Source organism: Telluria sp. GW821-FHT07G12 (assembly GCF_059418525.1).
Map to the genome: position 1 here is coordinate 438802 of NZ_JBWKQA010000002.1, position 14081 is coordinate 452882.

Genomic DNA, 14081 nt, shown 5'->3' on the forward strand with positions numbered 1-14081 from the left:
GCCATGCGACTCTTTTACCACGCCGGCACCTGTGCCCTCGCGCCCCACATCATCCTCGAAGAAGGCGGCTTTACCGGCTTCCAGCTGGAGCAGGTCGACCAGGATCACCGCTGGTCCGGCGGCGACTTTTACGAGGTCAACCCGAAAGGCTACATTCCGGCGCTCGAACTCGACGATGGGCAGATCCTGACCGAAGGCGCGGCCATCTTGCAGCATCTCGGCGACGTCGCGCCGACGCGTGGGCTCATCGGCGCCTCCGGCTCGATCTGGCGTGCACGTCAGGTCGAACTGCTGACCTTCACGGCCACCGAGCTGCACAAGGCTTTCCCGCCGCTGTGGCGGCCGGACACGCCTGCTGCGCAACGCGAGGAAGGATGGGCTCAGCTGCGGCGCCGCCTCGGCTACGTCGAGCGCGGGCTCGAAGGGCGGGAGTATCTGGTCCAAGACCGCTTCTCGGTGGCCGACGCCTACCTGTTCACCGTCGTGCGCTGGGTCTCGCGCATCGATCTGTCGCTGGAAGAATGGCCGCGGCTCGCAGCCTACATGGCGCGCGTCGGCGCACGTCCCCTGGTCGCCCGGGCCGTCAGCCGGGAGGAGGGCTGAGCCATGGCCGGGGGGACCTTGTCGCCGCGCCTGCGCGCCGTGGACTGGCTGCTGCGCGGGCTGCTCGCCCTCGCATTCCTGGCGGCCGGCGGCATGAAGCTCGCGGGAGCGGCGCAATTCGTCGCCATGTTCGACCAGATCGGCATCGGCCAGTGGTTCCGCTTGTTCACGGGAGCATTGGAAACCGGCGGTGCGCTGCTGGTGCTCGTGCCGCGCGCCAGCTTCTGGGGAGCGGGTCTGCTCGGCTGCGTGATGGCCGGCGCCATCTTTACCCATTTCTTCGTCATCGGCGGGAATTCCCTGCCTGCCTTCATTCTGCTTGGCATGGCCGCCGCAGTGCTGTGGCTGAGCCGGACCCGCATTTCCATTTCAACAGGAGTATGACCATGACCACCGTATCGCTCACGCCCCCGGAAAACGGCGCTCCCGTCGAGGGCCTCGACGGCTTCACCCATCGCTACAGCACCGGCAATGGTGCGCGCATCCACTACGTCGTCGGCGGTGTAGGCCCCGCGGTACTGCTGCTGCACGGCTTCGCCTACACCTGGGAAGACTGGCGCCGCATCCTGGCGCCGCTGGCCGCCGCCGGCTTCACCGTCATCGCCCCCGACCTGCGCGGCATGGGGTATTCGGAAAAGACGAAAGACGGCTACTCCAAGGCCAACGTGGCCGAGGACAATCGCGCAATCGTCCAAGAACTCGGTCTCGACCAAGTCAATGTGGTCGGCGGCGACATCGGTGCGATGGTGGCCTACGCCTATGCCTCGCGCCATCCGGACGAGGTGCGGCGCTTGGTGTTTGGCGAAGCATTCATTCCCGGCTTCGGGCTCGAAGACCACACCAACACCTCGACCGGCGGCTTCTGGCATTTCGGCTTCCACGGCGCGGTCGACATCGCCACCATGCTGGTCGAGGGCAAGGAAGAACAATATCTGATGCCCTTCTACAAAATGATGTCCACCCACGGCGACGTCGAAAAACGGATGCGCGAGCGCTTCATCCCCTTCTTCACGGCGCCGGGCGGTATTCGCGGCGGCTTCGAGCACTACGGCACGCTTGTCGAGGACGTGAAGGAGAACCGCGCGCAGTTCACCGGCAAGCTGCCGATGCCGGTGCTGGTGCTGGCGGGCGACAAGGACGGCGCTCTGGACGGCATTGTCGACAGCGTGCGGCGCGTCAGCGACCGGATCGAGAGCGACGCCGTTCCCGGCGCCGGCCACACCTTCGCCGAGGACAACCCCGAGTGGGTAGTCGAACGGCTGTCCCGTTTCTTCAAATAGGAGGCCGACTCATGCCGCATTTCGATATTCTTGTCATGACGATGATGGCGCCGCGTCCGGGCCAGGAAGCGCCGGCCATCTCCGCCGTCGGAGACCTGCTGAGCTGGGCTTGCGTGCAGCCCGGCTTCGTCTGGGTCGACGTGCTCGCCGACCCGAACAAACCCGGCGGGTTCTGGCTTGCGGAGCGCTGGGCATCGCGCGAACTGCGCGATGCCGCGCGGCTCGACCCGGCCGGCGCGAAGTTGCTCGGGAAACTGGAAGCCTTGCTGGACCGGGACGACGTGGCTGCTTACGTCCCTATCGACCTGTATCCGCATCACGCAGCGCCGGACGCCCAAAAGCTTGGCGCGGTGGTGCGCTCCGCCAGCGGTGCGCAATTGACGCCTATGCCGCCGGACGGCGCTCCGGCAGTCATCATCGGCCGCTTCCATTTGAAACCGGGCACCTATGACCGCTTTCTGGCGGCCGAGCGCCGCCACAACGATTCGCTGAACGGGACCGGCGTCATCGCGCTTGAAATCGCGCGTCATTCCGACAATCCGAATCGCGTCTGCCACTACGAGGTCTGGCGCACGCCGGAGAGCCATACGGCCTACGCGGACAGCTTCGAGCGGCAGCGCTTCGTAGCCGACGCAGCGCCGCTGCTGGTCGAGCCCGAGCCGTCGGAGGAACTAAGCCTGCTCGCGCGTTTTGTGCCGATGAACGCACGGGATCCGGCGCCGGCGGGACTGCTCGTGCCGCCAGTCGACCGCGCGACGCTGTCGCCGGAGGCGCGCAAGGCCATCGAGTCAGCGCCGCCGGTCGCCTTCTTCGACACCATCGGTCATGCCCAGGTCGCGCTCCGGCCGCTGATCGATCTGATGCTGGCGCTGATGGCGAAGAACATCGCTCTCGCGCAGCGGCACCGCATGCTCGCCGCGCTGCTCGTGCTGGTGACCTGCGAAGTCACCTACGAATGGAACCGGCAGCTCGAACCGGCGCTCGCCGCAGGCATCACCCAGGAGGAAATCGACGCCATCGTCACGGGCTGGCGCGGATCCCTTCTGTTCAAGGGCAGCGACAGGCTGGTTCTGCGTGCGACCGCGGAAATCCTGGCGCTCGGCCGCATCCTGCCGCGCACCTTCGCCAAGTTGGTGAGCGATCTCGGCGCCCCATCCGCCGTCGAACTCCTGCTCAACGTAGGCCACTTCCGTTCGATGGGACAGCTGATCCTGTCGGTCCAGCTGCCGGCGGAACCGAGTCCGGAGGAGGCGGATGACCGGCGCTGACGGCGCGGCTTTACGGTGCGGCGGGGCTGATGGCAAAGACCTGTACCTGGGCCGTGGCCTTTGGGGTCGGCCAGATCTTCGACTGCAGCCCGGTGGCTACCGCCACCTTCTGGCCGGCGCCGGCGTCATAGGTAATAACGCCGCCGCTGACAGCGCCGCCGAGCGCGCGCTTCCACAGCAGCTTGCCGGTGGCGCTGTCCAGCACGTAGAAGTTGCCACCCATGTCGCCGAAGAACACCACCTGGCCGGCCGTCGGGGTGACGCCGCCGATGATCGGATTCGCAGCCTTGAAGCGCCAGCGTTGCTTGCCCGAGACAGCGTCGACCGAGTTCAGCCAGCCTGCCCATTTGCTCTTCGGGTCGGGCTTGCCGAATCCGTCGCGGGACGAACCGGACCAGGGCTGGGACTTCGATACCGACTTGATCTTGTCGTCGTCGTCCACCCGGACCGTGGAGCACCAGTCGACCTGGCCGCTGATCACTGCGTCGTGCGCGGCATCGTAGGCCGGCCCGTTCCATTCCGAGCCGCCCTGGGTGCCGGGACAGAAGCGCGTGCCCTTGGGCGAGAGCGCGGCGGCGGTGTTGAACTGGGTCGTCATCGGCATCCGGTACAGGCGCTTGCCGCTGGTGCGCTCGAAAGCGTACAGGAAGCCATCCTTGGGCGTCAGCGCCATGATCTCCGTGCCGTTGCGCGACTTGAACAGGGCCGGCGCGGAGGACACGTCGTAATCGTGGAAGTCTTCGGGAACGATGGAGAAATGGCGCTTGTAGGCGCCGGTCCGGGCGTCCAGTACCACTACCGAGCCGGCGTACAGGTTGGCGCCCTTGCGCAAGCCCTTGGCGAAGTCCGGCGCAGGGTTGCCGCCCGGGACGTAGAGCTCGCCGCTGCCGGGATCGATGGTATAGCTGGTCCAGGTGGCGCCGCCGGTGATCTCGACACCGCGCGCGTTCTGCCAGGTGGCGGCCGGCGGCGGGCCGTTGCCCTGCGGTCCGCGGGCCGGGTCGTCGTCCGATTTCGGCACCAGGTAATACTCCCACACGATCTTGCCGGTCGCGCCGTCGAGAGCGTACATCCGGCCCTTGACGCCGCGGTTGTCGCCACCGGCGTTGCCGATGAAGACCAGACCATTCCAGGCGACCGGCGCGGCCGGTACGGTTTCACCCTTCTCAGGGTCGGCGATCCGGGTCTGCCACAGGCGGCTGCCGCTCTTCTCGTCGTAGGCGTAGACATTGCCGTCCGAACCGCCGCGAAACACGCGGCCTGCCTCGATCGCCACGCCACGCTGCACCCGCAGCGGGCTGCTCTTGAATTCCTCGTGGACGCGCCAGTTGTGCTTGCAGGTGTCAGGATCGATGGAAAAGGTATCGTGTTCGGTGGTAGCGAACAGGGCGCCGTCGACCTGCACCAGGCCGGACTGGAAGCCGGTGTCCTCGCCGGTGTCGTAGGTGCAGACGAGCTGCATGGTGGCGGCGGTGGCCGGGGTGATCTGGGTCAGCGGCGCGTAGCGGTCCGAGGAAACGGTCCGGTTATAGCTGGGCCAGTCGGCAGGGCCGGCCGCCAGCAGTACAGCAGGGCTGGCGGCCAGCGCCGCCAGGCCGAAGAACTTGGAAATCCTGCGCATGACCACCTCGCTTGATGACGTAGTTGCAACGAGTGTAGCAAACGCGGCTGGCTTGCACTGTTCAAGCAGTGGAATTCACTGTCCCATTTTTATACGGCGTATCAGCGCTGCCCAGCGATGTTGAAGCCGCCGTCGGCAAGAACGCTCTGCCCCGTCACGAAGCGCGCGCCATCGCTGGCTAGCCAGACCGCGACGTCACCGACGTCCGATGGCGCGCCGATGCGTTTCAGCGGGGTGTATGCCGCCACCGCATCCAGCATCTCCTGCGGCATGCCATCGGTCATGGGCGTCGCGATCAAGCCCGGGCTGACGTTGTTGATGCGTATGCCTTCGGCGCCTACTTCCACAGCCAGCGCGCGCACCATGGCGTCCAGCGCCGCCTTGCTTGCCGCGTAGATCGAGAGGCCGGCGGTACCGCCGGTCGCTGCGATCGACGAGGTATTGACGATCGCGCCGCCGTTGCCGAGGGCGCGCATGGCCTGGATCTGGTACTTCACCAGCATCCAGACACCCTTGGTATTGGTAGCGAAAACGGTGTCGAACTCCGCCGACGTCAGCGATTCGATCGGCCCGTACGACGTGATTCCTGCGTTGTTGAACGCGGCATCGAGCCTGCCGAAGCGGTCCACGGCGGCCTTGACAAGGGCGGCGACGTCTTCCTCCCGGCTCACGTCGGTCGGCACGGCGAGGGCGCGGCCGTTATTGGCCTGGATCTCGGCCTGGACGGCCTCCAATACGGCGCGGCGGCGTCCCGCCAGCACGACCGCTGCGCCATGGCGCGCGAACGCGAGCGCGGCTGCGCGGCCGATGCCCGAGCCAGCGCCCGTCACCAGGGCGACCTTGCCCGACAAGTTGAACGATGGATCGAATGTTTGCATGAAGCTGTCCTTTCAAATGGGAACTTCATGGTAGGTGTGAGGCGCCGGTTCAACAATCACCTATAATTCGCATGGCTTGATGAATGGGATTCAACAAACATGCGCGGGAACGAATATGGTGAATTACTGGCTTTTGTCGAAGTCGCGCGGCTGCGCAGCTTCCGCCAGGCATCCGCCAAAATGCGGCTGACGCCGTCTGCCCTCAGCCATACGGTCCGCGCGCTGGAACGGCGCTTGCAGGTGAAACTCCTGAACCGGACCACGCGCAGCGTCTCGCTTACCGAAGCCGGCAGCCTGCTGCTCGAGCGCATCTCACCCGCCTTCTCGGAGGTATCGTCAGCGGTGCTGGCGGTGCAGGCCCTGCAGGGCAGGCCGGCCGGGACAGTGCGCCTGAATGTGCCGAGCGTGGGCGCCTACATGGTCCTGACGCCGCTGCTCGCCGGCTTCGGCTCCCGCTATCCCGACATCCGGCTCGAGGTTACCATCGAAGACGGCCTGGTCGACATCGTCGACGGCGGTTTCGACGTTGGCATCCGGCCGGGCGAGCGCCTGCATCGCGACATGGTGGCGCTGCGCCTGACGCCGGCGTTGAAAACGGCCGTGGTGTGCGCGCCGGACTACCTGGCGTCGCGCTCGGCGCCGTGCACGCCGCAGGATCTCGAAACGCATGCCTGCCTGATGTATCGCTGGCGCGGTAGCCGGCAAGTCTACCCTTGGCCCTTGCGGCGCGGCAGCGAGGCGGTCGACATCGAGATCGATGGCGCCGTCTCCAGTAACGATATCGGCTTTCTGCTGTCTGCCTGCCTTGCCGGCGCCGGCATCGCCTGCGTGGCGAAGAGCCTGGTCGAGCCCTACCTTGCCAGCGGCGCGCTGCTCAGTCTGCTGGAAGACTGGTGCGGGACCACCCCCGGCCTCTTTCTCTACTTCCATGGCCGGCCGACGTCGGCTGCGGTGCGCGCCTTCATCGACTTTGTGCGCGAGCACGCCGACGCTTAGCGGTCCATCCACCGGGATACGACCCCTCCAAGAGCATCTGGAGCCCAGTGCAGCCTCCATTTAAGGTGGTCAACGCGGCGAACTGCAGGCGTGGACAGCGCAGTCAGTCCGCTTGGTTGAATTCAACTGCCGTCAGTTTTAGTTCTTCCGCTAGTCTGTCCATGAAGCGTAAGCTGACTTCAAACTCTTCGTCCGTATAGGCGTCGAGAAATGCGGCGGTCCTGCTGGCGTGGGCGTCGTAGATGCTGTCCACCCGCGCGATGGCGTCCGGCTCAGCCCTAAGGATCCAGCGACGTCGGTCGGCCTGGTCCTGCTCGCGGCTCAGGAAACCGATGTCAACCAGTTTGTCGATGATTACACTGAGCGACGCCGGAGTAAGACCCGTTTCTCTCGCCAAGGCGACGGCCGTGAGCGGACCAAGGTGACGTACCAGTTGAAAACATTCCAACTGGGTTGCATTGAAACCGAGGCGGCGGGCAGCCGCTTCCTGAAACAGCACCGTGCGTGCGCCGAAGCGTTGTGCGACGACGGCATAGCGAGCGAATCGTTCCTTTGACATTTTGTTCCTGAATGATTAATCTATCTAACAGTTAGTTTATCTAACTATTGGTTGCGAGCTGCGCCTTTGTAAGAGACAGGGGCCAGCTCCAACGACAGGGCAACAGTGTCGCACATTCACGAAGGAGTGTTTCTTATGAGCTTGCAGGGAAAAACCGCTATTGTCACTGGTGCCGCTACCGGTATCGGCGCCGCCATCGCCACCGCGCTTTCCGCTGCGGGGGCAACGGTTATCGGCGCAGACATCGCATGGAAGGAAGGCAGTCCGACCCCAGGCATCGACCAAGTCCACTGCGACGTTGCCGATCCCGTCAGTGTGCAGTCCTGTTTCGACCGCATCGCTGCGCAGCATGGTCGTATCGACATCCTCATCAACAATGCTGCATTGGCGGCTGCGATCGAGCCCAAGCCGTTCGAGCAAATTTTGCCCGAGGAGTGGACGCGGGTGCTGACGACGAATACGCTCAGCCAGTTCTTGTGCTGCAAGGCCGCCGTGCCCCACATGCGCGGAAAAAAATGGGGCCGCATCGTCAATCTGACATCAGGCACCGTTTTCGTCGGCACGCCATGGATGCTGCATTACACTGCAAGCAAAGGTGCGATCGTCGCGATGACCCGTTCCTTGGCCAAGGAAGTGGGTGCTGACGGCATTACCGTCAACGCCATTGCGCCCGGCCTCACGATGACCGAAGGGGTTCGTAATAACCGGGCCTACTCCAACGAGATGCTGGCAAGTGTGATTGCTTCACGCGCGATTCCACGCGAAGAACGGTCTGAAGACCTGGTCGGCAGCTGCCTGTTCCTCGCCAGCGACGCCTCCGACTTTGTCACAGGTCAGATCCTCGTCGTCGATGGCGGCGCCACGTTCCATTGAACGGAGCACTCATGGGTATGCAACTCAACCACACCATCGTCTGGTGCTCGGACCGCAGCAGGTCCGCGCGCTTTATGACGGATATGTTAGGCCTTCCGGCGGCAGTCCACTTCGGTCACTTCAACGTCGTGGCGCTTGACAACGGCGTCGCTCTCGATTTCGCCGACTCGACTGGACCCATCCAGAAACAGCACTACGCCTTCCTGGTCGGCGAAGACGATTTCGATGCGATCTTCGCACGTATCCAGCAGAAAAATGTTCCGTACTGGGCCGACCCTATGCGTACTCGCCCGAATGCAATCAATCGGGACGACGGCGGGCGAGGCGTCTACTTCGCCGATCCGGATGACCACTTGTTAGAGTTAATCACCCGTCCTTATGGTGGCGGATAAACGGGTAACTTTCTCGGAACGTCTGACGTCAGCTTTCGACGATCTGTATGCAGACTCGGCTTGAAATGGTATCGCTCATGGTATTGCTGAGAGAGAGCTTGCGACTTCCTCTGTGATTCATTAGCTTAGCTATTGATGATCGAGTGGGAATAAGACCTCTGTAGTAAGTCCGATCCGTGATCCCTGCAAACCCGCTTCGGCGGGTTTGTCGTTTTCCGCGCGCCCTCGGACTACGTAGTATGCCGCCTGTCCCTCCAACAAATTTTTGTTTAGACTCTCGCCAATATTTCATGAAGAACAGCGAAACGGGATCATAAGAATGCGGAGGATCACGGGATGGACCCGGGTGCGCACCTGGTGCGGCGCGCTGCTGGCGATCGCGCTGAGCGCCGCGGCTTGCGCCCAGGGTCAGCGCCCGACCCTGGCGGATTACAACCACGCCGCCTGGACCGCGAGCGACGGCGCGCCGGTGCATGTCGAGCGCATCGCCCAGACGACCGATGGATGGCTGTGGCTGGGCACACCGAACGGACTGTACCGCTTCGATGGGGTGCGTTTCCATCCCTTCGTCGCGGCCAACGGCGAGCGCCTGCTGAGCCACCGGATCTGGGAGTTGTCGGCCCAGCCCAACGGCGACCTGTACATCGGTTACGAGGCGCCCGGCCTGAGCGTGCTCCATCCGGACGGCCGGCTCGAGCATCTTGCGCCGGCAACCAAGGATGGCCCTGTCAGCAAGACCAACGATGTGCTGCGCGACAGCGAAGGCGCGCTCTGGGTCGGCACGTCCTATGGCCTGCGGCATTTGCGCCAGGGCCGCTGGACCAGGATCGGCGCGGCGCAAGGCTGCCCCGATGCGCCGCTGACGATCGCGTTCGACCGCAGCGAAGAGTTATGGGCGACCAATGGCCGCCGGCTGTTCCGCTACGACCGGGCCGGCGGCCGCTGCATCGCCGTCAGCGTGGCGGCGCCGAACGCCGATCCTTCCGAAAAGATGGTCGGCTTCAGGACCTCGCCGGATGGGCGTTTCTGGGTCGCGTCGGACAGCCACCTCGCGCTCGTATCGACGCCCGGTCCCGACGCTGTAGTACGGCCGGGCCACCTCGGCGGTGGCTCGGGCAGCAGTGCCATCTTCGACCGTGCCGGCAACCTGTGGGCGGTGCGCTGCCCGTCCGGCGTCTGCCTCGCCGCCTACGCCGGTATGGACCCGGCCAACTACATCGACGTGGCGGAAGCGACCACCAGCCGGCTCGACCAGCCCGGCCAACTGGGTTCGCTGGCCCCGCAGGTCATCGTCGGCGACCGCGAAGGAGACATCTGGCTCGGCACGCCGACCGGCATCGAGCGCTTCCGCCGCAACATCCTGCGGCCCGTACGGCTGCCGGCCATCAAAGGCGATTTTCACGTCGCGCCCGAGGCCGACGGCAGCGTGTTGCTGGTCGCGCCCCAGGAAATGCGGGCCTGGCGCTACGATCCGGGTTCAAACCGTCTCGCGGATGTGCCGGGCAAGTATCGGGGCGCCACGCTGGCGCCGGACGGCGCGATCGTGCTCCTCAGGGAGGACGGCATCAGCATACGTCGTGCCGGTGTCGAGACCAACATCGGCTTGCCGGGGCCGCTGCCGGTTCGCGCCTGGGCGCGCAGCGACGGTGAACGCGTCTGGCTCGGCGGTTTCAACGTGCCGGTCCAGCTCTGGGACGGCCACGCATGGAAGCCGCTTGACGGTCCGCCCGGGGCCGACTACGTGTTCAGCGCACCCGGCAAGCAAGGCCAGATGTGGCGCGGGCTCGCGGATGGACGCCTGGTGCTGTTCGAGGGAGGAAGAGTCAAGACCATTCACGACCAGGCCGCGCTGGGCGGGATCGGCGAGGTGACCAGCGTGTCGACGGCGCCCGAACTGGTCGTCGGCGGCGAGGCGGGTGTGGCCGTGTTGCACGAAGGGCGATTCCGGCGCCTGCGCGCGCCGCGCGAGGATGTGCTGCGCCGTGTCACCGGCTTCTTCGTCGCCGCCGACGGCACCCGCTGGCTGAACGGCGGCACCGGCCTGCTGCGTGTCGAGGAGGGCGACTGGCGCCGGGCCGTGGACGGCGGCGCGCCGCTGCGCTATACCTTGCTGGACGCGCGCGACGGCTACACGGGCACCGCCGCCGGCGTGGCCTCCTTGCGGATGGTGAGCGGCCGCCTGTGGGTGACGACCACCGACGGCATCGTCGAGGCCGACCCGTCGCGGCGCGAGCGCAATCCGCTGGCGCCGCAACCGGCGCTGCTGGCGGTGACCGGGGACGACGTATCCTACCCCTTGACGCAGACGCCGCTGGTCAAGGCCGGCACCACGCGCCTGCGCTTCGACTTCACCGCGCCCGCGCTGAGCCAGCCCGAACGCATCATGTTCAGCTACCGGCTCGATGGCGTGGATGCCACCTGGCAGACCGGCGCCGAACGCAGCGCCACCTATACGGAACTGGCGCCCGGCGACTACCGCTTCCGGGTGCGCGCCATGAACGAGGATGGCGTGTGGAGCGAAGGCGAACGAACACTCGATGTTCACGTGGCGCCGACCCTGGTGCAGACCGTCTGGTTCAAGCTGGTCTGCGTGCTGGCCGGCTTGCTGCTGGTCTGGCTCGGCTACCGCTTGCGCCTGCGCTTCCTGATGCGGAGCCTGACCGAGCGCCTGAGCGCGCAGATGGAAGAGCGGGAGCGCATCGCGCGCGACCTGCACGATACGGTGCTGCAGACTTTCCAGGGTTTCGTGATGAAGGTGACGGCGATGCTGCCCGAGTCCGAATCCGCGCTGGGGGACAAGCTGAGGCTCAGCGTGCGCGACGCCAGGATCGCCATCGAGGAAGGTCGCGACAAGGTCACGGCCCTGCGCGCCGGCACGCGGCCCGATGCATCCTTGCCCGACTACCTGCGCATGGCGGGGGAACAGGAAGCCGCGCCGGGCCAGCACTTCACGCTACGCTGCGAGGGACGGGCGCGGACCTTGCATCCGATCGTCGAGCAGGAATTGTGTGCGATCGGCCGTGAAGCCTTGCGCAACGCCTTCCATCATGCGCAGGCAAGGCAGCACGAAGCGATCGTCGAGTACGGCGCGTCGGCCCTGGTGCTGACCGTGCGGGACGACGGCCGCGGCATCGATGCCGGCGCCCGCGAAAAGACCGGCCACTGGGGCCTGTGCGGCATCGAAGAGCGCGCCCGACTGATTCATGCGGACGCCCGCCTGCACACGACGCCCGGTGTCGGCACCGCGTGGCGGATCGAAATCAAGGCGGCGCTGGCGTATGCGGATGCCGGGCCGCGCTTCCGCTGGCCCTGGCGGCGCTAAGCTTCAGACGCGCTGAGGGTCAGGAGCGCTGGACGTCGGATCCGGCCCGCGGCTCCTGCTGGGCCGGCGCCGGCCGCGCGGCCGCCTGGCCCACGCCCTGGCGCAGTATCGACAATGGCTGGGACCCGGTGCGCGACATCGGCAGGCGCCGCGTGCCGAGCGCGAAGTCGCTGGGCCGGTTCAAGCCGGTCGCCACCACCGTCACCCGCATGGCCTCGCCCAGCGACTCGTCATACACCGCGCCGAACTTGATGATGGCGTCGTCGCCGGTCTGGGCGCAGATGGCATTCATCACCTCCTTGGTCTCGCGCAGTTTCAGCGTTTCCTCGGAGGCCGCGATGTTGACCAGCACCCCGCGCGCGGCGCGCAGGTTGGGGCCGTCGAGCAGCGGGCAGGCGATCGCTTCTTCGGCGGCCTTGACGGCGCGGTCCTCGCCGCTGTGCTGGGCGGTGCCCATCATCGCCATGCCGGTCTGGCGCATCACGGTGCGGACGTCCTCGAAGTCGACGTTGACCATCCCGGGCACGGCGATGATGTCGGCGATCCCGGTGACCGCCTTGCTCAAGACGTCGTCGGCGGCGGCGAAGGCCTGCTTTTGCGTGATGTCGGCGCCCAGCACTTCCTCGAGGCGGCTGTTGAGGACGATGACCAGCGAGTCGACGCAGCGCGCCAGTGTCGCGATGCCTTCCTCGGCTACGCGCATGCGCCGCGGGCCTTCGAATTCGAAGGGCTTCGATACCACCGCGACGGTCAGGATGCCCAGCTCGCGCGCCACTTCGGCGACCACGGGCGTGGCGCCAGTGCCGGTGCCGCCGCCCATGCCGGCAGTGAGGAAGACCATGTCGGCGCCCTTGAGCGCATCGGCGATGACAGTACGGTCGCGCATGGCGCTTTCACGCCCGGCCATCGGGTCGCTGCCGGCGCCAAGGCCGCTCTCGCCGAGCTGTATGCGTTTTTCGGTGCCGGTGGTCGACAGCGCCTGCGCGTCCGTATTGGCGCAGATGAATTCGAAGTCGGCCAGTCCGGAGGACGCCATGTGGGAGACGGCGTTGCCGCCGGCACCGCCTACGCCGACGATCTTGATGACCGTCTTGTGTTGGGGATTGTTTGATTCGGACAAGGGAGACTCCATTCGAAAAGATGCTGCCTGTTGCTGAGCCCATAAGACTACTTGCTGCAGCGCGCACGCGAAAGTTCACAAAAGTTACATTCGCAAGCATTTGTAATAACAGGTGCGTTCACGCGAAAAGAGTGGATTCGGAACGCCGTGTGTTCCGGACAGCGGAATGATTGCCGGCTTACAATGTCCGATGAATTCATTACAAGGAGATCGCCGCGTGAATGCAGTGGAAAAAGCCAGCGCTTTCGTGGGAAAGACTTTTGCGTTCTGGGTCCTGCTGATGGCCGGCTTCGGATTTTTCGCGCCGCAGCTGTTTGTCGGCTATAAGTCCTGGATCACGCCGCTGCTGGGCATCGTCATGTTCGGCATGGGACTGACCTTGTCGGCGGCGGATTTCCGCGAGGTGCTGCGGCGGCCGCGGGACGTCGCCATCGGCGTGGTGGGGCATTACCTCATCATGCCCGGCATCGCCTGGCTTCTGGCGATCGCGCTGCGCCTGCCGCCGGACATCGCGGTCGGCGTGATACTGGTCGGCTGCTGCCCGAGCGGCACCGCGTCCAACGTCATGACTTTCCTGGCCAAGGGCGACGTCGCGCTCGGGGTTTCGATCGGCGCGGTGTCCACCCTGATCGCGCCGCTGGCCACGCCGGCCCTGGTGTCGCTGCTGGCCGGCACCTGGATGGACATCAACGCGGAATCCCTCTTCACGGACATCGTGAAGGTCCTGATCGTGCCCATCGTGCTGGGCATCGTCGTCAAGACCCTGTTCCGCCGGCAGGCGGCAGCCAGCGTCAAGGCCTTGCCGCTGGTATCGACGATCGCGATCGTGTTGATCATCGCGATCATCGTCGGCCTGAACCAGCCGAAGATCCTGGCCAACGGCCTGCTGATCCTGGCGGCGGTCGTCCTGCACAATCTGCTCGGCTTCGCGCTGGGCTATCTGTTTGCCAGGATCTTCGGCATGAGCCTCGCCAAGCGCAAGGCGGTGATGCTGGAAACCGGCATGCAGAATTCCGGCCTTGGCGCCGCGCTGGCGGCTGCCCATTTCAGTCCCCTGGCGGCCGTGCCGAGCGCGCTGTTCAGCGTATGGCACAACCTGTCGGGATCGGCGCTTGCCACCTGGTTTGCGGGGAGGGTGGAGCGCGAGCCGGATTGATTTCTCGAGGTTG

13 protein-coding genes are annotated in these 14081 nt (G+C 65.6%); 9 read left to right on the forward strand and 4 right to left on the reverse strand.

Annotation, left to right across the window (positions count from 1 at the left end; translation table 11 throughout):
- Nucleotides 1-3 precede the first annotated feature (3 nt).
- The 4 genes from gstA to AC07PE_RS10210 are packed head-to-tail and all read left to right on the forward strand — an operon-like array spanning nt 4 to nt 3151.
- Complete coding sequence (gene gstA / locus AC07PE_RS10195) at nt 4-603, forward strand: glutathione transferase GstA (protein ID WP_498763813.1); 600 nt, start codon at nt 4-6, stop codon at nt 601-603.
- Between the two features lie 3 nt (nt 604-606).
- Nucleotides 607-987 carry a DoxX family protein gene (locus tag AC07PE_RS10200; protein ID WP_498763815.1) on the forward strand — a complete coding sequence of 127 codons (381 nt, stop codon included), beginning with the start codon at nt 607-609 and terminating at the stop codon, nt 985-987.
- A 2-nt stretch (nt 988-989) separates the two neighbouring features.
- Nucleotides 990-1883 carry an alpha/beta fold hydrolase gene (locus AC07PE_RS10205; RefSeq protein WP_498763817.1) on the forward strand — a complete coding sequence of 298 codons (894 nt, stop codon included), beginning with the start codon at nt 990-992 and terminating at the stop codon, nt 1881-1883.
- 11 nt (nt 1884-1894) lie between these two features.
- A complete protein-coding gene (locus tag AC07PE_RS10210) occupies nt 1895-3151 on the forward strand; it encodes an antibiotic biosynthesis monooxygenase (protein ID WP_498763819.1) in 1257 nt (418 codons plus the stop codon).
- Nucleotides 3152-3161: 10 nt separating this feature from the next.
- Here AC07PE_RS10210 and AC07PE_RS10215 read toward each other — a convergent pair whose 3' ends face one another.
- The gene (locus AC07PE_RS10215) at nt 3162-4772 is read right to left on the reverse strand and encodes a pyrroloquinoline quinone-dependent dehydrogenase (RefSeq protein WP_498763821.1); all 1611 of its coding nucleotides are present in this window, start codon (nt 4770-4772) and stop codon (nt 3162-3164) included.
- Between the two features lie 101 nt (nt 4773-4873).
- Nucleotides 4874-5650: an SDR family NAD(P)-dependent oxidoreductase gene (locus AC07PE_RS10220; RefSeq protein WP_498763823.1), complete on the reverse strand. Its 777-nt coding sequence runs from the start codon at nt 5648-5650 to the stop codon at nt 4874-4876.
- A 99-nt stretch (nt 5651-5749) separates the two neighbouring features.
- Here AC07PE_RS10220 and AC07PE_RS10225 point away from each other — a divergent pair, with 99 nt between their 5' ends.
- Complete coding sequence (locus AC07PE_RS10225; RefSeq protein ID WP_498763825.1) at nt 5750-6646, forward strand: LysR substrate-binding domain-containing protein; 897 nt, start codon at nt 5750-5752, stop codon at nt 6644-6646.
- 103 nt (nt 6647-6749) lie between these two features.
- On the opposite strand, the gene AC07PE_RS10230 is transcribed toward AC07PE_RS10225, so the two are convergent.
- The gene (locus AC07PE_RS10230; RefSeq protein ID WP_498763827.1) at nt 6750-7205 is read right to left on the reverse strand and encodes a MarR family winged helix-turn-helix transcriptional regulator; all 456 of its coding nucleotides are present in this window, start codon (nt 7203-7205) and stop codon (nt 6750-6752) included.
- A gap of 135 nt (nt 7206-7340) precedes the next feature.
- Here AC07PE_RS10230 and AC07PE_RS10235 point away from each other — a divergent pair, with 135 nt between their 5' ends.
- The 3 genes from AC07PE_RS10235 (at nt 7341) to AC07PE_RS10245 (ending at nt 11792) form a co-directional block, all read left to right on the forward strand.
- A complete protein-coding gene (locus tag AC07PE_RS10235) occupies nt 7341-8078 on the forward strand; it encodes an SDR family NAD(P)-dependent oxidoreductase (protein ID WP_498763829.1) in 738 nt (245 codons plus the stop codon).
- 11 nt (nt 8079-8089) lie between these two features.
- The gene (locus AC07PE_RS10240; protein ID WP_498763831.1) at nt 8090-8470 is read left to right on the forward strand and encodes a VOC family protein; all 381 of its coding nucleotides are present in this window, start codon (nt 8090-8092) and stop codon (nt 8468-8470) included.
- 319 nt (nt 8471-8789) lie between these two features.
- Nucleotides 8790-11792 (forward strand): sensor histidine kinase, encoded by a 3003-nt coding sequence (locus AC07PE_RS10245; protein ID WP_498763833.1) that lies wholly within the window; start codon nt 8790-8792, stop codon nt 11790-11792.
- Between the two features lie 19 nt (nt 11793-11811).
- Here AC07PE_RS10245 and ftsZ read toward each other — a convergent pair whose 3' ends face one another.
- A complete protein-coding gene (gene ftsZ, locus AC07PE_RS10250) occupies nt 11812-12912 on the reverse strand; it encodes a cell division protein FtsZ (RefSeq protein WP_498763835.1) in 1101 nt (366 codons plus the stop codon).
- 217 nt (nt 12913-13129) lie between these two features.
- Between ftsZ and AC07PE_RS10255 the strand changes: the two genes are divergently transcribed.
- Nucleotides 13130-14068 carry a bile acid:sodium symporter family protein gene (locus AC07PE_RS10255; protein ID WP_498763837.1) on the forward strand — a complete coding sequence of 313 codons (939 nt, stop codon included), beginning with the start codon at nt 13130-13132 and terminating at the stop codon, nt 14066-14068.
- Nucleotides 14069-14081: the final 13 nt, after the last annotated feature.